Consider the following 22002-nt stretch of genomic DNA (forward strand, 5'->3'; position numbering starts at 1 on the left):
AGATTTCATTGGGAAATTCACATAATCCCGCTGCGGAGGTGGATACCCTATCCATATCTGTCCTAAAGGGGGATGAAATGTGGAACAACTGCTGCAATCGGAATCTTCAGCCCGGCGAATCCACCGCGAGGCCATGCCTTACCACAGCCCGGAAGATTTAAACCGGGTGGTCGAAGCTGCCAAGGATGCGAGGTTAGTATTGCTCGGCGAGGCTTCGCATGGGACGTCCGAATTTTATACGACCCGCGCCGAGATAACAAAACAGCTGATCGCAAGCAAGGCGATCCGGTTTATAGCTGTGGAGGGCGACTGGCCTTCCTGCTATGAAGTCAACAAGTACGTCAAGGATTTTGAGGATAATGAAGCCAGGAACGCGGCAGAGGCGCTGCGGGCATTTCACAGATGGCCGTCCTGGATGTGGGCCAACCGGGAAATGGAAGCGTTCATCGAATGGCTCAGAAGCTATAACTTGGAGCGGCCCGCCGGGGAACGGATCGGCTTTTACGGCCTCGACGTATACAGCCTGTGGGAATCCATGCAGCATATCGTCGATTATTTGAAGCAAACGGAGTCGCCTCTCCTGGATACGGCGCTGCAGGCGTTCGGCTGCTTTGAGCCTTATGGGGACGACTCGCAGTCCTATGGCATTTCCGCCGGACTGATCGGGGAAGGCTGTGAGGAGGAGATCGTGGCGCTGCTGCATGAAATGCAGCGCACCAGGCTCGGCCATCCGCAAAGCGAAGCGGAGCTGAACGCCATGATGAACACGATGGCGGCCGCCGACGCGGAGCACTATTACCGGACCATGGTCCGCGGAGGACCCGATTCCTGGAACGTCCGGGACCGTCATATGGTTCGGGCGCTCCGGCAGCTGCTCGATTATCACGGGCCGGATGGCCAGGCTGTGCTGTGGGAGCATAATACCCATATCGGGGACGCCCGCGCAACGGACATGGCGGCTGACGGCATGGTCAACGTCGGTCAGCTCGTACGTGAATATTACCGTCCGGCCCAGACGTTCAGCGTCGGCTTCGGTACCCATCACGGGCATGTGCTGGCAGGCTCGGCCTGGGGAGCCCCCGTGGAGGTCATGGAAGTTCCGCCCGCCATCCGGGGCAGCTGGGAAGACCTGCTGGCCCGTGCAGGCGGAGGCGAGAACATGCTATTGCTGTTCGACGCCGATGCCCAGCCGGAGCTGCGGGAGGTATTCGGTCACCGGGCGATCGGCGTCGTCTATGACCCCGGGTATGAGCTGGGGAATTACGTTCCCTCGCGTATGCCGATGCGTTATGATGCGTTCGTCTTTATCCATGAGACCCATGCCTTAGAACCGCTGGCTCTGCCGCTGATGGTTTGAAGGTTCATTGTTAAATGAACAAAAGCCGCCTGAGGATTATAGGCGGCTTATTTATCGTTTGTTATTTTGAAATGTCAATGATATAAGAAGTAATCTCCTTAATTTTTGTTTTGTTTAAACTGCTGTTGAAACGATAAATATTACAGAAAGCGTAGCTCATATTATTTTCAAGGTTGAGTATGCCATTTAAAGAGCCGGAATATCCGTGCGTGATGATATTGCTAATGATTAACTCCGTCGGTGTTTTGTCCATCAGCTTTTTGAGCATTTCGAAAACCTGATCCTTACCTTGCAATGTATTACGGCCGATAATATTCCATTGGATATCTTCTATCGTCTTCTCATTAATAAAGTCAATATCGTTGCAAACAAAGGCAGCATTAAACGCTCTGAGGAACTCTTTTTTGGGTGCGTTTCCGCAATCTTCTCCGCAAATCACTTTCACCTGTTCGTACCGGGTATTGTCTTCTGCCATATTGACATCCCCCTCATTCAGTTTCTATGATTTTGTTCTTCGACATCGTATTTTCATACTCCTTGTTGTCTAAGGAACGAAAGCGCGCCAGATCGTTTTGGGAAATATGGGTCAGAAAAGCGGCTCAAGGGATTTTCCCGGCGGCTGCTTTAGCTGCAAAAAGAGCACTCCGTGAACAGGGGAGGAAATCAGGCATACGCTGCCGAAAACAATTAGGCGTCCAAGATCCAACCGAAGGGTGATTACATCCGGAAAGGGAAGGAAGGACTGAACAGCTTGTGTTGAAAACTTTTTTTTGAAATATGTCGATCTGGGTTTCGTCCATTCGTCGTCTATATAGAAACCATGAAAAAGGAGATTATTCTCATGCACATTGTCCTTTCAAAAGACGGAACCAAGATCGCTTACGACCGGACCGGGAGGGGGCCTGCGCTCATCCTGGTGGCGGGAGCTTTCAGCTACCGCAAATTTCCGGCACAGGTCCAGCTGGCTCAGCTACTGTCCAGTCAGTTTACCGTATATAACTACGACCGCCGCGGGCGGGGAGAAAGCGGGGATTCCCAGCCTTACGCCGTGGAACGCGAGATCGAGGATTTGGAAGCGGTCATCGAAGCGGCCGGAGGCTCCGCGTATGTCTGGGGGCTGTCCTCGGGAGCCGTATTGGCGCTTGAGGCAGCCGCCGGAGGGGCGGCCATCACGAAGCTTGCCCTCCACGAACCGCCGTTTGTGGTCGATGCCTCGGACCGGAAGCCGCCGCAGGACTTTATACCGCAGGTGACGGAGCTGATCCGCAGCGGGCGGCGCGCTGAGGCGATCAAGTATTTTATGACCAAAGGGATGGGAGCCCCCGGGTTCGTTGTCAGCATGATGCGAATGATGCCGAAGGTGTGGGCGAACCTGATGGCGGTGGCCCACACGCTGCCCTATGATGCCGCGCTGCTTGACGGCTACTGGGACGGCAAACCGTTGCCGATTGAACAGTGGGGCCGCGTGACGATGCCGACGCTTGTTCTGGAAGGGCCGGACAGTCCGGTCTCCCTCCGCCATGCCGCCGGTGCGCTGGCCCAAGGACTGCCTAACGCCATCCTGCTGAGTAAGAAGGGGCTCGGCCATACGAAAAAGCTGGACGCTACGAAAATTGCGGCGGAGCTGTCCGCATTTTTTGCAGACAAGGCGAAAGCATCCGGCATGTAGAGGCATTGTTTGAACGATCCAGACCAAAAGAAATAATGAATTTTTAAAAAAATGAAGCGCTGATGTCGATATCAGTCTCTCCCGTTCGTCGAAATGATAGAAGCTGAATTAGGGAAGCTGTGAAGAGCACGGCGGGCGGCTTCATCCAATCCAAGGAGGAATAAAACATGAGATTTATGATGATCGTCAAAGCTACAACGGATTCTGAGGCGGGAGTTCTGCCAAGTCCGGAGTTAATCGAAGCCATGCACCGCTACAACGAGGAGCTGGCCAGAGCCGGTGTCCTGCTGGGAGGCGATGGCCTGCATCCGAGCTCCAGTGCAATCCGCATTTCTTATCCGGAGCCCGGCGGCAAACCGAAAGTGGTTGACGGGCCGTTCACCGAAGCCAAGGAGATGATCGCGGGATACACCCTGATCGAAGTCAAATCGAGAGAGGAAGCGATCGAGTGGGCGCTGCGGATGCCGGATCCCCACGGATTTGGCCAGGGTCAAATTGAGCTGAGACAGGTGTTTGAGGTGGAGGACCTGACGGATAATCCGGAAGCGATCGCCAAGGAGAACGCGCTGAGACAGCAGCTGGAGGAGCAAAGAAAAGCGTGACTTCATCCCAAACGCACCGGACCATTGACGCCATCTGGCGGATTGAATCCCCGAAGCTGATCGCCGGCCTGACACGAATGGTCCGGGATGTGGGCCTGGCCGAGGATTTGGCCCAGGACGCCCTGGTGATCGCCCTTCAGCGGTGGCCGGAAAGCGGCATTCCCGACAATCCCGGCGCCTGGCTGATGACGGCGGCCAAACGGCGGGCCATCGATCTTCTCCGCAGAAACAAGCTTCGGGACGAGAAATACGCGGAGATGGCACAGACAACGGAATTGTATACCGAAGATGACCTGGAGCGGAATATGGACGGGGAGATCGGCGACGATCTCCTCCGTCTGATTTTTATGACCTGCCATCCGGTACTGTCGCAGGATGCCAGAGTTGCGCTGACGCTTCGCCTGTTATGCGGCCTGACCACGGATGAAATCGCCCGTTCCTTTTTGACGGCAGAATCGACCATCGCCCAGCGGATCGTCCGCGCCAAACGGACCTTAAGCAGCCGCAAGGTTCCTTTTGAGGTTCCGGCAGGAGAGGAGCTGCAGAAGCGCTTGAGCGCCGTGCTTGAAGTCATCTACCTGATGTTTAATGAAGGATATTCGGCGACGACCGGAGACCATTGGCTCCGCCCGCTGCTCTGCCAGGAAGCGCTGCGGCTTGGACGCGTTCTGGCCGAGATTGCCCCGGAGGAACCGGAGGTTCACGGATTGGTGGCTTTGATGGAAATCCAGTCCTCCCGTTTCAAGACCCGGGTCAGCGCTTCCGGCGAGCCGGTGCTGCTGATGGACCAGAATCGGGCGCAGTGGGACAGGCTGCTTATCCGCCGCGGGCTGGCGGCGCTGGAGCGGTGCCGGAAGCTGGGCCGCCCGCTCGGACCTTACGCACTTCAGGCGGCGATATCCGCCTGTCATGCGCAGGCGCCCGCTGCAGCGGACACGGATTGGGCCCGCATCGCTGCCCTCTACGAGGCGCTCTCCAGGGTGGCGCCATCCCCGATCGTCGAGCTGAACCGGGCGGTGGCCATTTCGATGGCCTTCGGTCCGGCATTCGGACTGCAGCTCGTCGATGAACTGATGCACGAGCCCGCCCTGACAGAGTATCACCTGCTGCCGAGCGTCCGCGGCGACCTTTTGGCCAAGCTCGGAAGGATGGGCGAAGCCCGCTCCGAATTCGAACGGGCGGCCGCCATGACTCGCAACAGCCGTGAGCAGCAGCTGCTCTTGAAGCGGGCCGCGGAGTGCGGCGGTTCACCAAATTAATTATTTTGCTGCCGCATGTCGATGAAGGACGTTCCCATTCGTCGTCATAGCAGGTGGAAGAATAAGAAGGGCAGGAAATCGCGGCCTTCGTTCTTCCTCCAACAAGGAGGGAAACGTTCATGAGATTTATGTTGATCGTCAGGGCAAACGGGTTGTCCGAAGCAGGTATTTTACACACGCGCTGGTTCGAAGAAGGAATGGCTGAATATCGCAAGGCGTTGGCGCAGGCAGGCAAGCTCCTCGCCGCCGAGGAGCTCCAGCCCAGTTCAAGCGGGGTCCGAATCCGGCTCACCGGCCGGGACGCTAGTCCGGAGGTCAACCCCGGTCCATTCCCGCTGGATCATCGGCTCATCGCGGGATACGTAGTCATCGAGGCGGAAACGGCGGACGAGGCGGTGGCATGGGCGATGAAGATGCCGGTACCCGCAGGCTGTGAGGGCAGCGAAGTAGATGTCCGCGAGCTCAGGGAGTGGGTGCAGGAAGACCGGAATCCTAGGGTGTTGGCCCTGGAAGCCGACCTGCAGGAGCAGGTCCGTATGCTGAATCAGATGCAGAAATTTTTATAAGCAACCCATTCATCGTTGACAAAGGAGCGAATTATAAATGAGTCAGGAAGTCGTCGATTATATTGAGGCGTTGAAAGAACCGTGGCAAAATGAGCTGTCCACCCGTCTGCGTGAAGTGGTCCAACAGGCCTTGCCGGGCGTGAGCGAGCGCATCCAGTACAAGAAACCCCATTTTTTGAAAAATGGAAAATACGCTGCTGTCATCTCCGTCTCGAAGGATGCGGTCAGCTTTACGATCTTTAATGCGGACGGGCTGGACCTTCCGGAAGGCATGTTTGAGGGACCGGCGGAAAGAAAAACGATGAGGCTGCGCAAAGGGGACTCGTTTGATGCCGGCCAGCTGTCGGTTTGGCTCAGCAAGGCTGCCGAAACGCTGTAAATGTTAACCTTAGACCCGTCGCGATATGGAAATCCGAACCCTTGAATGCCAAGGGTTTTTTTGTTTTTTTTCGCAGAACCGGGAATCATTCGGGCAGGATGGGACACCCTATAACAGGTCCAGGATTGACCGCCATATTATGCTTCTTGGAGTGGTTAAAGAGCTGATGAACCGATTCAAGTCTCGTTATGCCCGTTATATTGCCGCTGTCCTGTCGACTGCATTGATTGCAGGCGCGGTCCTGCTCTACCGGAACCTTCCGGGCCAGCTGCAGCCCGAAACCAAACCGCATTCGATGACACAAAAAGTGGTTAAGCCTCAGCGTGAAAAAACGATTCCCGAAAAACTAGAGGAGCTCGACCGGACTTATCCATTTGGGGAGCCTCCTGAGGGCAGTGCCAGATCTTACTGGGGGGCCGGAAAGGGCAAAAATCTCATTGTCGTTCAGCTGGAATCCTTTCAAAATTTTGTGCTGAATGCATCGGTTCAGGGGCAGCAGGTAGCGCCAGTTATGAAAAAGCTGTCCAAAGAAAGCTTGTATTTTCCATACATATTCCAGCAAATCGGAGTAGGCAATACGTCCGACGCGGAGTTTGCCGCCAGCACGTCGATCTACCCCATCGGGTTTTCGGCCATGTCTACTACGTATGCCGACCGAAAGCTGCCGAGCCTTGCCAAGCTGATGGGCAGGAATAATTACGTAACGGCGACGTTTCATGTCAATGACGTGACCTTCTGGAACCGGGACCAAATGTATCCGGCGCTGGGGTTTCACGCGTATTATGACAAGCCCTATTTCAGCAAGGTCAAATTCAGCCGGTTCGGGGCGTCAGATGAGGAATTGTTCCGGGTCGGTATCCGTAAAATGAAAACGATGCGAAAGCTGGACAAGCGGTTCTACGCCCAATTCGTCACCGTGACGAGCCATTCTCCCTATAAAATTAAAGAAGCCGACAAGCGTCTTCATCTTCCCGACGACTTCGCCGATCGGCGCCTCGGGGACTACTTGACGGCCGTTAACTATACCGATTATGCCTTGGGGACTTTTATCGACATGCTGAAAAAATCGGGTCTCTGGGATACCAGCGTAGTCGTGATCTATGGAGACCATTTCGGCCTTCATAAAAGGTATCATCGCCCCGCCACCGTCAGCAAAGCGCTCGGCATTCCGTACCATAAGCACATCAGCACGTACAACGTGCCGCTGATCATCCACCTGCCCGGCCAGCACGAAGGCAAGAGGATCGAGCGGACCGGTGGGCAAATCGATATTTTGCCCACAGTGGCCAATGTGATGGGCATTGATTTGAAACAGGAGAAGTTTACCGCATTCGGCCACGATTTGGCCAACGTCGATCATAATATTGTCGGATCGCGGTATTACATGCCGGCCGGCTCCTTTTTTAATGACGACATCGTGTTTGTCGCTGGAAAAAACGGATTTGAGGACGGAAAAGCATACGATCTCCGAACGCTGCTGCCGGTGCAGAACGTCGGGCGGTATCGACCGGACTTTGAATTTATTCAAAAGCGGATGGGGCTGTCAGACCGGTACGTGAAGCGTCTGCCCGCCAGGCCCGGCGTCAAGCTGGAATCCCAGTCGAAGCAGGAGCCCGCGGGGGCCAAAGCGCCGCCTAAAGCGGAAACCGGGCCGGGAGCAAAGCCGGTTGAAAAACAGGCGGGCAATGATGGGCCAGCCGGCCCCCGTGCCAAGCCGAGTCCAAACGGAAAAGCGGGGAAGGACGGAAGCAAAGAGCGCATCAAGCAGCCTGCAGCGGATCATCCGGCACGGTGAGCGGATTATTCAACGGCATGGATCGTCATACCAAAAAACAGCGGCCCCAACCGGATGCACCGGGGACCGCTGTTTTGCCGTTAAGGGGAGTGCAGCCTGGCGGAAATAGGAACTTACTCCGCCGAATCCGATCCGGAAGCGCCGGAGCTTCCTTCTGCCGGCGGCTGGCCGCCCTGGTCCCCGGGCACACCCTGCCCGCCCGGCATCCCGGCTGAGGCTCCTTGGCCTTGACCGCCGCCCATCTGCCCTTGAGGGAACTGCCCGGACTCGAACGGACGGTGCACCATCTCTCCTCCGAGGTGAGCGGTATACATCACCAGGACGACGGCTGCGAGGGTCACCACGAGGTACAGCGGGTTTCTGCCGATATCCCGCTTTTTCCAGAGCCCAATCGCTCCGCGGACGATGCACAGCGCGATCGCCAAATACATCGTATAGACGCCGTACATTGCATGAGTTTCTACGTTCGGATTGCGCATCATTTTCGGTCCGGTCAGTACCGCAGCGACCGTGCTGACCGTGCCGATGATGAGGCAGATGAGGGCTGCGGAATGCCACTCCCGTTTTTTCCAGATCAGTGCAGCCAGATCAAACAGCAAGCTGAACAGCAGGAGCACGATCGGAAAATGAGTAATGATAAAATGCTTGTTATCCCATAAATAATTCATCACCATTCCTCCTCCATTTCAATTAACACTACATAACGTAGTTTTAAGTCTCCGAAAAAACGCCGCTGCCTGATATGAAACGGCAAGGCGTTGTTTTACCGCATTATCCAATGCCAAATACGACGAATACGAATGCGATCAGCGAGACGATGCAGGGGATAAGCGGCGGACGCAGCGGCGGCTTAAAGTGCGGATCCACCAGCAGCTTCAAGCGCAGATTGATCGCATTGTCGGCAAACGACGCGCTGCTCGGTACCAGCGTGGCGGATGTCCCCCGCTTCAACATCACGAGCAGGGCACTGCCAAGATCGGCGACGCTCCCGGTGGCGCGAACGGCCTGCCGGTCGGCCATCAGCTCGATCAGCATTTTGTATTTGCCGATCAGCCAGCGGTAGATCGGTATGTACCAGAACGTGGTGCCGACCAGCGTCAGCAGAAAAATTTTAAGCGGATGCCTCTCGCTCAAATGGTACTTCTCGTGAGCCATGACGGCCGCGAGTTCGCTCTCGCTCAGCTCGCATATGAGGCCTGTCGACAGGACGATGCGGGGCCGCAGCAGTCCCACCGTCATGGCTACCTGATCCGGATGATCGATCACAGTTAAAGCTTGGGGACCAAGACCGTGCTCTTCGCCGATCGCCTGCGATAAGTCGGGATCCAGGCAGCGGTGCAGAAGCTTCCTCCAGCGGAACGAAGCGATGCCTTCCCGGAGCCAGACGGCAAGCGACAGCAGGAGCGAGGTAAGCAGCAAAAACAGCATGACATTGATCCGGACCGGGAACCCGATGAACCGCAAAAATTCAATGCAGACATTAAAGAGGTTCGCCGGCATACGGACATGGAAAATAAACTGAACCACAAACAGCGTCATCTGCACGTAGACCAAGCCGGCCGTCAGCATGACAAAGGCGAGCATCCCTTTCGATCGCTTTTCCCACATGGCTTACCGATCCTTTTTCCATTGTTTGATTTGCTTCTCCAGCTGGTCGAGCAGGTCGGGGTCCACTTGTTCCATCGCATCGATCATATGGGCGACGGCCCGGGAACCGAACTCCTTAACCAGATCGTAGGACAGCTCTTTCGATTGTTCCTCCAGAAACTGCTCCTTCGTCAGAACGGGGCTGTACACGTAAGATTTCCCCTGAAGCTTCTTCTGCAGAATTCCCTTGTCAACAAGCCGGTTCATGACCGTCATGATCGTGTTGAAGCTCATGGGCTTGTCTTCGCTGATCTTGGCGTTCACTTCCTTGATGGTCACCGCCTCCAGGCGGCTCCAGATCACGTCCATGACCTTGGCTTCAAGCGGGCCGAAGAATCGCTCCAATCCCCGTCCTTGATAATTGAACTTGTTCATCTTCATACAGCGCACTCCCTTTACACTACAAATTATAGTGTTATGTCGGCATGCCCGTCAACCAGGACCGGAGCACTGGCTCTCCAGGCCTTCAGCGCCTGCATAACCTGTGCAGCTAAAGGATATGATTTCAAGAAAAGTTCTTCTAGCAAACGGACGCTGCTGTGATACAATAGGTAAGTCGTTTTTTTTGGCATACCGTAGGGAGGGAGTCACACCATTCATGAAACAGGTGCCGTTTATCGCCGTGGAAGGGCCCATTGGAGCGGGGAAAACCACGCTGGCTGCGATGCTGGCTAACAGACTGGGCTTTCCGGTGGTGAAGGAAATTGTGGAGGAAAATCCGTTCATCGAGTCATTTTACGAGAATATGGAGGACTGGAGCTTTCAGCTCGAAATGTTCTTTTTGTGCAGCCGGTACAAGCAGCTCACCCATACGGTGAACGGCTATATCGGCAAGGGACAGCCGGTGATCTCCGATTATCATATGTATAAAAACCTAATTTTCAGCGAAAGAACGCTGCACGGAGTCGAGCGGGACAAGTACCGGCAAATCTATCAGGTGCTGACCGGCGATCTGCCGAGGCCGAACGTCATTATTTATATCCGGGCCAGCCTGGATACGCTGCTGCAACGGATCGCCCGGCGGGGCCGCCCTTTTGAAGAAGGAATGGATCCCGCCTATCTCAAGCAGCTGATCGAAGACTATGATGCCGCGATGGGCAAGCTCAGTGCCGGCACAGACGGTTCATCGACGGTACTGCTGACGATTGATGGGGACGAAGTTGATTTCGTCAAGAATGAGGAACAATTTGAAACGATAGCCTCGCAAATAAAGGAGCTTGTGTATGAATCCATATAATATCCCGGATAATGCGGTCATTACGGTGGCGGGCACGGTGGGTGTCGGCAAATCGACGCTGACGGCGGCGCTGGCCGGTTCGCTCGGCTTTAAAACCTCGCTGGAGCAGGTGGACGACAATCCATACCTGGAGAAGTTCTATCACGATTTTGAGCGCTGGAGCTTCCATCTGCAAATCTATTTCCTGGCCGAGCGGTTTAAAGAGCAGAAGCGCATGTTCGAACTCGGCGGTGGCTTTGTCCAGGACCGTTCCATCTATGAGGATACCGGGATTTTCGCCAAAATGCACGCGGATAAAGGGACGATGTCGGAAACGGACTTCCGTACATATACCAGCCTCTTCGAGGCGATGGTAATGACGCCTTATTTTCCGCATCCGGATGTCCTGATCTATATCGAAGGGAGCCTGCCGTCCATTCTGTCCCGAATCCGGGAACGCGGCCGCGAGATGGAAATCCAGACCGACGTGTCCTATTGGGAAGAAATGCATGAACGGTATACCGTCTGGATTAACGGATTTCATGCCTGCCCGGTGCTGCGCCTGAACATCGAGGATTATGATGTGCACGACGAGCGGTCCATGTCCGACATTTTGACGCAAGTGGGCCGAACGATTGCAGGCACGCCGGCAAAATTATAGTTATAAAGGAAGACGGATCATGCCAGTGGGCGTGGTCCGTTTTTTAGATTATAAACGATCAGCGGAGCTGTCCAGCTCTGTCAACGGTTAACGGACGAAAGTACCGGCGGGAATATCATGAAGCGCGCGCTTTCCCCGATTAAGCAGCAGAAACACGATATACAGCAGGATCATCCCGTTCGGAATCAGAACCAATGCGGGATATGGCGGCTCCTGGATGCTCCACCATGGATCCGGCACCAAGACGATCAGATGGGTCAGCTCCCACGGCAGCAGCTTGAGGCAGGTCCGGCCGGCGGCCTGGATGAAGGAAATACGCCCTCCGTCCCTGCGGGTCACCGAGAGCCGCAGCAGCTTTTTGCCTAACGTCGCGCCGAAAAAATACTCCGACACGATAAAATACAACCACACGGGGAAGGACATGGTGGCGAGCACCCAGCATTCGATCTGATAGCCTTTGACCAGCCTGTCAAACGGGAATCCTCCGGTCAGATGATAGGCCGCCAGCTGGAGACCGACGAGCACAAGCGCAAGCATGATAAAATCCAGCCCGTAGGCGGTAAGTCTTACCAAGGTCAGCTTCATGGCTGTTTCCCCTTTCCGTATCGTACGGAGCTGATGATGGCGGTTCTGCTTCTTCCAATGTACGTCGAACGCGGTTTGTCTAATCCTATTATCTATGACGGCGGGCTGAGGATCTACAACCTTTCATTCTGATTTTTGGATAAAGTCGCTTCTTTGAAACATTATAACGTTATATTTACTTGTGGATGGTTCCATGCTATCTTAAACATTATAACGTTATAATAAAAAGACAGGTGATGACATGGAGCAAACTACCGTGCTCCGCCAAGTGAAGCTTGTGAGCGGAGAAGAAATCGACATCGTCATAACCAACGGTGTCATCGCCGGCATAACGGCTGCCGGCGAGGGGAAGGGCGACGCCGTATGGGACGGCCGGGGCACTTACGTGTCGAGTGGTTGGATCGATATGCACGTTCACGCCTTTCCCGAATTTGACCCTTACGGCGATGACATTGACGAAATCGGCGTCAAGCAGGGCGTCACGACGATCGTCGACGCGGGAAGCTGCGGGGCCGACCGGATTGCCGATCTGGCCGCCAGCGGACGTGCAGCCAAGACGAATCTGCTCGCCTTCATGAACATTTCGCGGATCGGCTTGGAGCGGGTGGATGAGCTGTCCCGGCTGGATTGGATCGACCGCGGCAAAGCGATCGAGGCGGTGCAGGCGTATCCGGAGCTGATCGTCGGGCTGAAGGCGCGCATCAGCCGGAGCGTCGTCAAGGAGAGCGGGCTCGAGCCGCTGCGCCTTGCCCGGGGCTTGTCGGCCGATACCGGCCTGCCGCTGATGGTGCATATCGGCTCGGCGCCGCCGGATATCCGGGACGTGATCCCCCTTCTGGAGAAGGGCGACATCATCACCCATTATTTAAACGGCAAGAGCAACAATCTGTTTGACGCGGACGGCCGTCCGCTGAACGTGCTCACCGATGCCGTGCGGCGCGGCGTCCATCTGGATGTTGGGCATGGGACGGCAAGCTTCTCCTTCCGGGTGGCTGAAGACGCGAAACGGCACGGCATTCATCCGGATACGATCAGTACGGATATTTACCGGGGCAACCGGCTGAACGGTCCCGTGTACAGCTTGGCAAATGTACTTTCCAAGTTCCTCAGCCTGGGGTATTCTCTAGAGGAAACGATCAGCAGGGTCACGGTCCGTGCGGCGCAGTGGCTTGGCAGATCCGAGCTCGGGCGGATACAGGTCGGAGATGCGGCGAATTTGAGCCTCTTTACGGTGAGCGGCGAATCCGCGCAGCTTGTAGATTCCGAGGGTGTGCACAGAACGGCCGAGCAAGTCATTACTACCAAAGGAGTGGTCATTCATGGGGAATTCATTGTTTTCTAAGTATGGGCTAAAGCGGGTCATCAATGCCAGCGGACGGATGAGCATTCTCGGCGTGTCCGCGCCGACGGACACGGTCATGGAAGCGATGAAGCAGGGCGGGCAGAGCTATGTGGAAATCGCCGACCTGGTGGATAAGGCGGGCGATTACATTGCCGGAGTTCTCGGCTCGGAGGCTGCGGTCATCGTCAACTCGGCATCCAGCGGCATCGCCTTGTCGGTGGCCGGTATCGTTACGCAGGGAAACCGCCGCCGGAGCGAACAGCTGCATAAAGAGCCAATCGCGAAAAACGAAATTATCATTCTTAAAGGTCATAACGTGCAGTACGGCGCTCCGGTGGAAACGATGGTCTACCTCGGCGGAGGCAAGCTGGTCGAGGTCGGATATGCCAATGAGGGGCGCACGGAGCATATCGAAGACGCGGTGACGGACAAGACGGCTGCCATTTTGTACGTAAAATCGCATCATGCCGTACAAAAGAACATGATCTCTGTTGAAGAAGCGTGGGAAGCCGCCAAGCGGGCAGGCGTCCCGCTGATCGTCGACGCTGCGGCGGAAGAAGACCTCCAGAAGTACGTGAAGTGCTCGGATCTGGCCATTTACAGCGGCTCCAAGGCGATCGAAGGACCGACTTCCGGCATTGTGGCCGGTAAACGGGAATATATCGAGTGGGTGAAGGTCCAGCTGCACGGTATCGGACGAAGCATGAAGGTGGGCAAGGAAACGTCGTTCGGCCTGCTGCAGGCGCTGGACGAATATAGGGTCAAAGTCGACCGGAGCGAGGAGGAGAAGGCTTCGCTGCAGGCACTGATGCCGCTGAACGATATTCCCGGGGTCCGGGTAACGATCGTGCAGGATGAGGCCGGCCGGGCCATTTACCGGGCGCGGGTGCAGATCGATCCGCAGCAGGCGGGAACGACCGCCAAGGATGTGAACGACGGCTTGAGGCAGGGCGCCATTGCGATATATACCCGGGATTACGGCGTAAGACAGGGGTATTTTGACATCGATCCAAGGCCGTTGATGGGCGATGACATGACGGTGATTGAATCGCGAATCCGTGAATTGACAGGAGGAAAATAAAATGTCCCACATAGAGAAGAGATGGTATAAGGGCCGTGTCGCCCTGAACGTGCTGGCGAAGGATATCGCGAACGCCAAGGAGATTTTTGAAGCGGCCGAAGGCCATGTGCTTGTCGGCGTCCTGTCGAAGAACTACGCCAGCGTGGAAGAAGCTGTGGCGGCGATGAAGCAGTACGGCGAGGCGATCGACGAGGCGGTGTCGATCGGGCTTGGGGCCGGGGACAACCGCCAGGCAGCAGTTGTGGCAGAGATCGCCAAGCATTATCCCGGCAGCCACATCAATCAGGTTTTCCCGGCGGTCGGCGCGACCCGGGCGAACCTCGGGGCGAAGGACAGCTGGATCAACAGCCTTGTATCGCCATGCGGCCGTCCGGGCTATGTCAACATTTCGACCGGCCCGTTCAGCGCGGCGCAGTCCGAGCCCGCCATCGTTCCTGTGGCGGCAGCGATCGCGCTGGTGCGCGACATGGGCGGGAATGCGCTCAAGTATTTCCCGATGCAGGGGCTATCCCGCGAGGATGAGTACCGTGAAGTCGTGAAGGCATGCGCTGCGGAGGGTTTTGCCCTGGAGCCGACCGGCGGCATCGACATAGACAATTTCGAAGCCATTCTCCGCATCGCGCTGGAAGGCGGCGTGCCGCAGGTCATTCCGCATGTGTATTCTTCCATCATCGACAAAGATACGGGCAATACCAACATCATGCACGTCCGGACGCTGACCGGAATCATGAAGAAGCTGGCGGACGATTATGCCTAAGCGCATTGCGGCTTTCGGGGAAGTGATGATGCGCCTGACGGTTCCGGGAGTTGAACTGCTGTCCCAGTCCGGGACGCTGCATTACACGTTCTCCGGCACCGGAGTCAACGTGGCTTCCGCACTGTCACGCATGGGCCATGAAGGCATGATCGTGACCCGCCTGCCGGACAATCCGATGGGCGATGCGGCGGCAGCCTATCTCCGCAAGCTCGGCATCGGCCTCTCCTTTGCGGGCCGCGGCGGAAAGTACCTCGGGATGTACTTTCTCGAGAACGGCTTTGGGGTCCGGCCGAGCCGGGTCACGTACACGAACCGGCTGGAGAGCAGCTTTAACACCGCACCAGAGGGAACGTACGATTTCGCCGATATTGCGGACAAGGTGGACGCCGTTCACTTCTGCGGGATCGCCCTGGCTATGAACGACGGGGTGCGTGCCCATATGAAGGCGCTCGCCCGGGCGGTGAAGCAGCAGGGCGGCACGGTCATATTTGACTGCAACTACCGTCCTTCCCTGTGGGGGGAAGACGGATATGACCGGGCAAGACCGCATTACGAAGAGATGCTCCGCCTCTCGGACGTCGTCCTGATGAACGAGCGGGACGCCATGCTGACGCTTGGCCTCCATACGGAGAAGGAGGCGCGCCGGGAGCAGCTGGAAGAGCTGATCCCGCAGGCCGCCCGGACGTTCGGCATCCGCACGGTCGCCGGGACCCACCGCTTCGTGAACGGCGACAATTCCCATTCGCTGCAAGGATTTATGTTCACCAGCGGACAATTTGCGTATTCGGACCTGCTGACGTTCGCCGTCTATGATAGAATAGGGGCAGGAGATGCTTTTGCCAGCGGAATCATCCATGGCGAGCTGGAAGTCCTGCCGCCGGAGACGACGGTGCGTTATGCGGCGGCCGCAGGCATGCTGGCCCATACGGTGGCGGGCGATACGCCGATGTCCACCGCACAGGACATTCTCAAGGCGATGACGGCATCCGCAGGTGACGTAGAAAGGTAGTGGAGCTGCTGTGAGCTTATCCCGCAAAGATAGGCCGTTGTACATACAAATCAAGCATATTTTGAAGGAACGGATTTTGCACGGCGTGTACCCCAAAGGCGAAAATATCCCTTCGGAGCCGCAGCTGGAGAAGGAATTTGCGGTCAGCAAAATTACGATCCGGGCCGCCGTTTCGGAGCTGGTCAGCGAGGGCTTTCTGGAGAAGGGCAGCGGCCGGGGGACGAAGGTCATCCGCAATACATCGGTATCCAAGCTGGCCAAGTGGAAGCATTTCACGGAAGTGCTGGTGGAGGAAGGGCATCAGATCCGGAAGCTGTGGCTTCAGGTCAAGCACGTGACCAATGACGAATCGTCGGAAGCTTGGCGGCTGCTGGGAGAGACCAGCTTACTGCTGGAACGGGTATATTTCCTGGATGACCGGCCGTACATTTATTACACGCATTATGTGACCCCGGATGCCGGCGAGGTGGATATGGACGACCTGAACGCCATGTCCCTGTATGAATGGCTCGAAGGGCGGGATATTCCCCTCGGCAATCTGCGGGATGAGTTTACGGTGGCCGTCCCTCCGGAACATGTGCAGAAGACGCTCGGCCTGGACGGGGGTACCCCGGTCCTCAAAAGGCTGCGTTACTCCTATGACGAGCTGGGCCAGGTGATCGAATACAGCATCGGTTACTATCATACCGGCCTTCAAAATTATGTGGTCACCTACGACAGATAGCGGCAGTACGGGCTGTTCCCGGAGCGGATTCATCCGTTTTTCGGAACAGCCTTTTTTGCATTTGGTTCTTTTTTTGGCGGCACCGCCGCCGCAGAATTTTGACGCCACGCAATTCCAGGTTTATGATATGATCAATTTACGGTTGAAAAATTTGGAGCCAAAATTTGCAGAGGAGGGACTTGGATTGGCGAAGCTAAAAGATATTGCCGAACGGGTGGGCGTGTCCATTTCTACCGTATCCCGGGCGATCAGCAATGACACCAGCCGGCCGGTCAGTGAGGAAACGAAGCAGAAGATCCGGGAAGCGGCCCAAGAGCTGGGGTACAAATGGCACGGATCGCCGAAAGGCGCGTCGCAGCAGGTTGTCGAGACCAAGCGGATCGCCTGTATCGTTCCCCAGCATCTGATGGACGATCATCCGTATTTCTCCAAGGTGCTGGCCGGTTTCCATGAAAAGATGGAAGAGATGGGACAGCCGCCGGCGATGGTCCGCACATCGGAGGAAGTGTCGGATGCCGAGAGGCTGAAGCAGATGCTGAGGGAAACCGGGGCACAGGGCGTCGTGGCCATCAGCTGGTATGACGAGGAGCTGTTCGGGCTGATTCAGAAGGAAGGGATCGCCATCCTGGGCGTGAGCCTGAACGACGATAGACTGTCGGTGCCTGTCGTGGACTGCGACCGGATCTTCTCCTCACGGGCGGCCGTGCGCCACTTGATCGAACAGGGACATACGCGGATCGGGTTTGTCGGTGGTCCTGCCTATTCCAGGCAGATGGAGAGCGAGGAGCGTTTTGTCGGGTATAAATTCGCCATGCTGGAGGAGGGACTTGCCCTGCGCCAGGACTGGCTGATCAATACGGGCTGGAACGTGGACCGCAGCTACAGCGGGGTGAGCGATTTGCTGAGCCGGCTTCCGAAAGCGGAATGGCCGACGGCGATCTTCTGCGCCAGCGACATGCTGGCGATCCCGGCGATGCGGGCGGTTGTGGAGCATGAAGGCCGGATCCCGCAGGATATCGCTATTGTCGGCATGGACAATATTGATGTCGCCCAATATACAACGCCTCCATTAACTTCAGTTTCGGTGCCCAAGCATGAAATCGGCCGGGTTGCCGCCAAATCGATTGTCGACTATTTGGACGGGCACTATCCGGCAGGGACCAAGATTTTGCTGTCCTGTTCATTGATCGTCAGAGAGTCGTCCAGTTACAGCAGAAAATGACTTTATATGTTCGATAATGTTACATAATAATAACGCATTTTTGTGAGCAGCATCGGCTGGGAGCAGGTTCCGGCGGATGCTTTTTTGCATTTTTAAGCAAAATTTGAGCGGTTTTGAAACCAAAACAATCCAAAATAATGTTTGACATCCCCAAAAAGCTATATTATGATGAGGAAAAATTAAACAACGTTTGGATAGGTTTTCATCCTTTTGGAGTGATCAAAATCCAAACTTTCCGCGAACCATATGCTATATGATTGCGTTTTCATTTACTTTGAATAAAGGAATTATGAAAATGAGGTCATCCCTCCCTTTAATGATAACTCCCCGGGATATCCCGGTTTTGTCCTATAGATGATTGTTTATATCCAAAATTAATCCAAATGAAATCCATATTTTTATCCAAAAATAATCCAAAACACTCCATTCTTGTAAGCGACACATCTCCAAACTCCGTTCCAATTGCTGTTATGTCATTTTATATTACATATAAATCGGGTCGTTTGTTTGCGATCCCCAGTCATGACAGGGTTTGCGCTATCCTATCCTTCATTCGAGGTGATGTCGTATGGCTGAGATTCAAGTACAACCCGCCGTGCAGGCGGCAGCCGGCAAAAAACGCAAGGCGTTGAAGTGGAACCGGATCTACCGGAACTGGCAGCTCTATTTGCTGATTTCCCCGGTGATCGCTTATTACATCCTGTTCCAATACGTTCCGATGTACGGCATCCAAATCGCCTTCAAGGACTTTATTGCGACCAAAGGCATATGGGGCAGCCCATGGGTCGGTTTTGACCACTTTGAGCGTTTCTTTCACAGCTACTTTTTCTGGCGGCTGATGAAAAATACGCTGGGCATCGGCCTGTACAGCCTGGCTGTCGGTTTTCCGATCCCGATCCTCCTCGCTCTCCTGATGAACGAGGTAAGGGCCGAGAAATTCAAAAAATTCGTACAGACCGTTACCTACGCGCCGCATTTCCTGTCTACCGTCGTTGTCGTCGGCATGATGATGATTTTTCTGTCGCCGCGCTACGGGATGGTCAATCATGCCATCCAGCTGTTCGGGGGCCAGCCGATCAATTTCATGACCGAGCCCGCCTGGTTCAAATCGCTGTATGTGCTCTCCGACGTATGGCAGACGATGGGCTGGAGCTCGATCATTTATTTGGCCGCCCTGGCGGGGATTGACAACCAGCTGCATGAAGCGGCCCGCGTTGACGGAGCCACCCGGCTCCAGCGGATCTGGCACATCAACATCCCCGGCATTATGCCGACGATCGTCATCCTGCTCATTTTGAACATCGGCAGCATCATGGGCGTCGGGTTTGAGAAGGTGCTGCTGATGCAGAACAATCTGAATCTGGAATCCTCCGACATCATCGCCACCTATGTGTACCGCAGCGGGATCCAGAACGCCGAATACAGCTTTTCCGCCGCGATCGGTTTGTTCAATTCCGTCATCAACTTCGTGCTGCTGGTCGTCGTGAATCAGATTTCCCGGCGAATCAGCGAGACAAGTCTATGGTAGGGGAGGCATGAGGCATGCTTATTGAATCCAAGGGAGATCGCATTTTTAACGTCATCAACTACGTCGTTCTGATCCTGGTTACGCTGGTGGTGCTGTATCCGCTCGTATTTGTGCTCAGCGCTTCGTTCAGCGACCCGCAGACGGTGCTGCGCGGTGAAATGCTGCTGTGGCCCAAAGGCATCAACCTGAACTCATACGAGAAAATTTTCCAGAACAAAGACATCATCAGCGGCTTTACCAACACGCTTATATACACGACGATGGGGACGGCGATCAATCTCGTCATGACGATTTTGGCTGCCTATCCGTTGTCCCGCCGAGACTTTGTGGGACGAAACGGCATTATGGCGCTGCTGGTGTTCACGATGTTTTTCAGCGGCGGCCTGATCCCTACATACCTGCTGATCAAAAACCTCGGCATGCTGAACACCCTCTGGGTCATGATCATTCCGAACGCCGTCTCCATTTGGAACATCATCATTATGCGGACCTTCTTCCAGCAGTCCATCCCGCATGAGCTGCAGGAGGCGGCGACGATCGACGGCTGCTCCAACATTCAGATTCTGACGCGCATTATACTGCCGCTCTCGATGCCGATCATCGCGGTCACGATCTTGTTTTATGCGGTCGGCCATTGGAACGCGTTTTTTAACGCGCTGCTCTACCTCACGGATAAGGACAAGTTCCCGCTGCAGCTGGTGCTCCGCGAAATTTTGATCCAGGGGCAGACGAACGACATGGTCAAAATGTCGACCGAATCGGCGATCAAGCAGCAGCGCGAGGTGGAAGGCATCAAATACGCCGTGCTGGTGGTGGCCAACATTCCTGTGCTTGTGCTGTACCCGTTCCTGCAGCGTTATTTTGTCAAAGGCGTCATGATCGGAGCCATCAAAGGATAATTCCTTGCATGGATAAATGATGGAATCGTGGTTGGAATCAGAACAAAGGGAGGAATCTTGGATGAAGCTGAAGCAATGGGGGAGTCTGCTGCTGACCTGCGTGCTGACGGTATCGCTGGCGGCGGGCTGCAGCTCGGGGGACAAGGAAGGCGGCGCAGCCGCGGAATCGAAGGGCGGGGGATCGGCCGGGGGACAGGTTAATGAGACCGGAATGCCGATCGTAACCGACAAGTTGACGGTGACCGCTTTTGCGGGCAAGTTTTTCGCCAATGCCGACTGGAACAACATCAAGCTGTGGCAGGAATACGAGAAAATGACCAACATTCACGTCCAGTGGGACACGGTCCAGAAGGACAATCTGGCGGAGAAGCGCAATCTGCTGCTGGCCGGCGGCGATTATCCGGAAATGTTCTACGCTTCCGCGTTTCCCCGGGCCGACCTGCTCAAATACGGCAAACAGGGCGCATTTCTTCCGCTGAACGACCTGATCGACAAATACGCGCCCAACTTTAAAGCGCTGATGGAGAAGTATCCGATCATCGAAAAGGGCATCACGATGCCGGACGGCAACATTTACGGTCTGCCGACGCTGTACGATCCGGAATTCAACTCCGTGCTGTACGGGACGCCATGGGTAAAAAGCGAGTGGCTCACCAAGCTGGGCTTGAAGGAGCCGCAGACGCTGGATGAGTTTTATAACATGCTGAAGGCGTTTAAGGAGAATGATCCGAACGGTAACGGACAGAAGGATGAAATCGCATGGGGCGCGGTCGGAGCGGCTGGCCTGGTCAATTACCTTCGCGGATCTTTCGGCCTGAACAACCACGGAACGTCAAATATTTATGTCGATACCGATCCGGACAGCGGGAAAGTCCGATTTATCCCGACCGATCCGCGCTACAAAGAGCTGCTTCAGTACGTCAACAAGCTCTACAAGGACGGGCTGCTGGAACAGGACATCATGTCGGTCAAGAGCACCGAAGTCGATGCGAAAGGGATGGAAGGGCTGATCGGGGTAGTGGATAATGTCGACCCGGTGGCGATTTACAACCAGAAGGGCTATGTCGGGCTGCCGGTGCTCAAGGGGCCGCATGGCGACCAAATGTTCAGCGCGACCGGATCGCCGCTCGGCAACATCGGGATGTTTGTACTGACCGATAAAGCGAAAAATCCCGAGGCGTTGACGCGCTGGATGGACTATTTTTACGGCGACGAAGGCATCAAGATGTTCTTCATGGGCTGGAAAGACGAGACCTATAAAGAAAACGCGGACGGCAGCGTGGATTACGTGGACGACATCAAAAACAACCCGAACGGCCTGAATCTGGACCAGGCGGTAGGGCAGTACCTGATTTGGCCAGGCGGCTATTATCCCGGCTTCGTCACTCAGAAGTACTTCAAAGGAGCCGAAGGGCTGCCGACGTCCGTGGACAATGCCAAAAAAGCGGAGCCGCATGTCGTGCCGCAGGATCAAATCTGGCCGCCGTTCAACTTCACCGCCGAGGAGCAGGCCGACCTGACGGGCATCCAGACGGATATTACGACCTATGTCGACGAAATGCGCGACAAATTCATATCCGGCAACGCCTCCTTTGACGAGTGGGATGCGTACGTGTCCACGCTGCAAAAAATGGGCCTGGACCGCTACATCGCCATCTATCAGTCGGCCGCGGACCGTTATTCCAAATAATTGCAATGGATAGG

23 protein-coding genes are annotated in these 22002 nt (G+C 55.4%); 18 read left to right on the top strand and 5 right to left on the bottom strand.

The genetic code is table 11. From position 1 onward, the window contains the following. Positions 1–79: 79 nt before the first annotated feature. Positions 80–1357, top strand: coding sequence for an erythromycin esterase family protein (locus tag ABID47_RS12605; protein ID WP_354497115.1), 1278 nt, complete (start codon positions 80–82; stop codon positions 1355–1357). Positions 1358–1418: 61 nt separating this feature from the next. Here ABID47_RS12605 and ABID47_RS12610 read toward each other — a convergent pair whose 3' ends face one another. Then, entirely contained in the window at positions 1419–1832 is a 414-nt protein-coding gene (locus ABID47_RS12610; protein ID WP_354497117.1) for a nuclear transport factor 2-like protein, read from the bottom strand. Between the two features lie 366 nt (positions 1833–2198). On the opposite strand from ABID47_RS12610, the gene ABID47_RS12615 reads away from it, so the two are divergent. From ABID47_RS12615 to ABID47_RS12640, 6 genes are all read left to right on the top strand, one after another. Continuing rightward, positions 2199–3026, top strand: a complete 828-nt coding sequence (locus tag ABID47_RS12615; RefSeq protein ID WP_354497119.1) for an alpha/beta fold hydrolase — start codon at positions 2199–2201, stop codon at positions 3024–3026. Between the two features lie 167 nt (positions 3027–3193). Continuing rightward, entirely contained in the window at positions 3194–3628 is a 435-nt protein-coding gene (locus ABID47_RS12620) for a YciI family protein (protein ID WP_089546426.1), read from the top strand. Further along, positions 3625–4887, top strand: coding sequence for an RNA polymerase sigma factor (locus tag ABID47_RS12625; protein WP_354497121.1), 1263 nt, complete (start codon positions 3625–3627; stop codon positions 4885–4887). Before ABID47_RS12620 ends, ABID47_RS12625 begins: the two co-directional genes overlap by 4 nt. Before the next feature lie 119 nt (positions 4888–5006). Beyond that, positions 5007–5453, top strand: a complete 447-nt coding sequence (locus ABID47_RS12630; RefSeq protein WP_354497123.1) for a YciI family protein — start codon at positions 5007–5009, stop codon at positions 5451–5453. Between the two features lie 37 nt (positions 5454–5490). Continuing rightward, positions 5491–5832 (top strand): DUF1801 domain-containing protein, encoded by a 342-nt coding sequence (locus ABID47_RS12635; protein ID WP_354497125.1) that lies wholly within the window; start codon positions 5491–5493, stop codon positions 5830–5832. A 166-nt stretch (positions 5833–5998) separates the two neighbouring features. Further along, a complete protein-coding gene (locus ABID47_RS12640; RefSeq protein WP_354497127.1) occupies positions 5999–7627 on the top strand; it encodes an LTA synthase family protein in 1629 nt (542 codons plus the stop codon). A gap of 113 nt (positions 7628–7740) precedes the next feature. Here the strand turns inward: ABID47_RS12640 and ABID47_RS12645 are convergent, their stop codons facing one another. The 3 genes from ABID47_RS12645 to ABID47_RS12655 form a co-directional block, all read right to left on the bottom strand. Next, complete coding sequence (locus tag ABID47_RS12645) at positions 7741–8295, bottom strand: DUF2231 domain-containing protein (protein WP_354497129.1); 555 nt, start codon at positions 8293–8295, stop codon at positions 7741–7743. 103 nt (positions 8296–8398) lie between these two features. Beyond that, a complete protein-coding gene (locus ABID47_RS12650) occupies positions 8399–9235 on the bottom strand; it encodes a M56 family metallopeptidase (RefSeq protein WP_105443757.1) in 837 nt (278 codons plus the stop codon). Positions 9236–9238: 3 nt separating this feature from the next. Continuing rightward, complete coding sequence (locus ABID47_RS12655; protein WP_089546433.1) at positions 9239–9655, bottom strand: BlaI/MecI/CopY family transcriptional regulator; 417 nt, start codon at positions 9653–9655, stop codon at positions 9239–9241. 217 nt (positions 9656–9872) lie between these two features. Between ABID47_RS12655 and ABID47_RS12660 the strand changes: the two genes are divergently transcribed. Beyond that, entirely contained in the window at positions 9873–10511 is a 639-nt protein-coding gene (locus ABID47_RS12660; RefSeq protein ID WP_354497132.1) for a deoxynucleoside kinase, read from the top strand. Beyond that, positions 10498–11151 carry a deoxynucleoside kinase gene (locus tag ABID47_RS12665; protein ID WP_076168573.1) on the top strand — a complete coding sequence of 218 codons (654 nt, stop codon included), beginning with the start codon at positions 10498–10500 and terminating at the stop codon, positions 11149–11151. The genes ABID47_RS12660 and ABID47_RS12665 overlap by 14 nt, the downstream gene beginning before the upstream one ends. 87 nt (positions 11152–11238) lie before the next feature. Here the strand turns inward: ABID47_RS12665 and ABID47_RS12670 are convergent, their stop codons facing one another. Beyond that, positions 11239–11736 carry an RDD family protein gene (locus tag ABID47_RS12670; RefSeq protein ID WP_354497134.1) on the bottom strand — a complete coding sequence of 166 codons (498 nt, stop codon included), beginning with the start codon at positions 11734–11736 and terminating at the stop codon, positions 11239–11241. A gap of 241 nt (positions 11737–11977) precedes the next feature. Here ABID47_RS12670 and ABID47_RS12675 point away from each other — a divergent pair, with 241 nt between their 5' ends. From ABID47_RS12675 to ABID47_RS12715, 9 genes are all read left to right on the top strand, one after another. Continuing rightward, positions 11978–13078, top strand: a complete 1101-nt coding sequence (locus ABID47_RS12675; protein ID WP_354497136.1) for an amidohydrolase/deacetylase family metallohydrolase — start codon at positions 11978–11980, stop codon at positions 13076–13078. Further along, positions 13056–14159 carry a DgaE family pyridoxal phosphate-dependent ammonia lyase gene (locus ABID47_RS12680; RefSeq protein ID WP_354497138.1) on the top strand — a complete coding sequence of 368 codons (1104 nt, stop codon included), beginning with the start codon at positions 13056–13058 and terminating at the stop codon, positions 14157–14159. Before ABID47_RS12675 ends, ABID47_RS12680 begins: the two co-directional genes overlap by 23 nt. 1 nt (position 14160) lies before the next feature. Then, positions 14161–14916: a 2-dehydro-3-deoxy-phosphogluconate aldolase gene (gene dagF / locus ABID47_RS12685; protein WP_354497140.1), complete on the top strand. Its 756-nt coding sequence runs from the start codon at positions 14161–14163 to the stop codon at positions 14914–14916. Beyond that, positions 14909–15925, top strand: a complete 1017-nt coding sequence (locus ABID47_RS12690; RefSeq protein WP_354497142.1) for a sugar kinase — start codon at positions 14909–14911, stop codon at positions 15923–15925. The genes dagF and ABID47_RS12690 overlap by 8 nt, the downstream gene beginning before the upstream one ends. Positions 15926–15935: 10 nt before the next feature. Beyond that, positions 15936–16649, top strand: a complete 714-nt coding sequence (locus ABID47_RS12695) for a GntR family transcriptional regulator (protein WP_116231358.1) — start codon at positions 15936–15938, stop codon at positions 16647–16649. A 184-nt stretch (positions 16650–16833) separates the two neighbouring features. Next, entirely contained in the window at positions 16834–17871 is a 1038-nt protein-coding gene (locus ABID47_RS12700; RefSeq protein WP_354497145.1) for a LacI family DNA-binding transcriptional regulator, read from the top strand. A gap of 568 nt (positions 17872–18439) precedes the next feature. Beyond that, entirely contained in the window at positions 18440–19399 is a 960-nt protein-coding gene (locus ABID47_RS12705; RefSeq protein WP_354497147.1) for an ABC transporter permease, read from the top strand. A gap of 14 nt (positions 19400–19413) precedes the next feature. Next, complete coding sequence (locus tag ABID47_RS12710) at positions 19414–20298, top strand: carbohydrate ABC transporter permease (protein ID WP_435530612.1); 885 nt, start codon at positions 19414–19416, stop codon at positions 20296–20298. Between the two features lie 61 nt (positions 20299–20359). Continuing rightward, positions 20360–21988, top strand: a complete 1629-nt coding sequence (locus ABID47_RS12715; RefSeq protein ID WP_354497149.1) for an extracellular solute-binding protein — start codon at positions 20360–20362, stop codon at positions 21986–21988. The last annotated feature ends 14 nt before the right edge of the window (positions 21989–22002 follow it).

Origin of the sequence: Paenibacillus favisporus (genome assembly GCF_040545415.1) — a bacterium.
GTDB lineage: Bacteria > Bacillota > Bacilli > Paenibacillales > Paenibacillaceae > Paenibacillus_AQ > Paenibacillus_AQ favisporus.

Excerpts from the sequence above, each read along its gene's own strand:
- ABID47_RS12610 (WP_354497117.1), bottom strand. The coding sequence starts at position 1,832 with ATGGCAGAAGACAATACCCGGTACGAACAGGTGAAAGTGATTTGCGGA.
- ABID47_RS12615 (WP_354497119.1), top strand. The coding sequence starts at position 2,199 with ATGCACATTGTCCTTTCAAAAGACGGAACCAAGATCGCTTACGACCGG.
- ABID47_RS12620 (WP_089546426.1), top strand. The coding sequence starts at position 3,194 with ATGAGATTTATGATGATCGTCAAAGCTACAACGGATTCTGAGGCGGGA.
- ABID47_RS12630 (WP_354497123.1), top strand. The coding sequence starts at position 5,007 with ATGAGATTTATGTTGATCGTCAGGGCAAACGGGTTGTCCGAAGCAGGT.
- ABID47_RS12635 (WP_354497125.1), top strand. The coding sequence starts at position 5,491 with ATGAGTCAGGAAGTCGTCGATTATATTGAGGCGTTGAAAGAACCGTGG.
- ABID47_RS12640 (WP_354497127.1), top strand. The coding sequence starts at position 5,999 with ATGAACCGATTCAAGTCTCGTTATGCCCGTTATATTGCCGCTGTCCTG.
- ABID47_RS12645 (WP_354497129.1), bottom strand. The coding sequence starts at position 8,295 with ATGAATTATTTATGGGATAACAAGCATTTTATCATTACTCATTTTCCG.
- ABID47_RS12650 (WP_105443757.1), bottom strand. The coding sequence starts at position 9,235 with ATGTGGGAAAAGCGATCGAAAGGGATGCTCGCCTTTGTCATGCTGACG.
- ABID47_RS12655 (WP_089546433.1), bottom strand. The coding sequence starts at position 9,655 with ATGAAGATGAACAAGTTCAATTATCAAGGACGGGGATTGGAGCGATTC.
- ABID47_RS12660 (WP_354497132.1), top strand. The coding sequence starts at position 9,873 with ATGAAACAGGTGCCGTTTATCGCCGTGGAAGGGCCCATTGGAGCGGGG.
- ABID47_RS12665 (WP_076168573.1), top strand. The coding sequence starts at position 10,498 with ATGAATCCATATAATATCCCGGATAATGCGGTCATTACGGTGGCGGGC.
- ABID47_RS12670 (WP_354497134.1), bottom strand. The coding sequence starts at position 11,736 with ATGAAGCTGACCTTGGTAAGACTTACCGCCTACGGGCTGGATTTTATC.
- ABID47_RS12675 (WP_354497136.1), top strand. The coding sequence starts at position 11,978 with ATGGAGCAAACTACCGTGCTCCGCCAAGTGAAGCTTGTGAGCGGAGAA.
- ABID47_RS12680 (WP_354497138.1), top strand. The coding sequence starts at position 13,056 with ATGGGGAATTCATTGTTTTCTAAGTATGGGCTAAAGCGGGTCATCAAT.
- dagF (WP_354497140.1), top strand. The coding sequence starts at position 14,161 with ATGTCCCACATAGAGAAGAGATGGTATAAGGGCCGTGTCGCCCTGAAC.
- ABID47_RS12690 (WP_354497142.1), top strand. The coding sequence starts at position 14,909 with ATGCCTAAGCGCATTGCGGCTTTCGGGGAAGTGATGATGCGCCTGACG.
- ABID47_RS12705 (WP_354497147.1), top strand. The coding sequence starts at position 18,440 with ATGGCTGAGATTCAAGTACAACCCGCCGTGCAGGCGGCAGCCGGCAAA.
- ABID47_RS12710 (WP_435530612.1), top strand. The coding sequence starts at position 19,414 with ATGCTTATTGAATCCAAGGGAGATCGCATTTTTAACGTCATCAACTAC.
- ABID47_RS12715 (WP_354497149.1), top strand. The coding sequence starts at position 20,360 with ATGAAGCTGAAGCAATGGGGGAGTCTGCTGCTGACCTGCGTGCTGACG.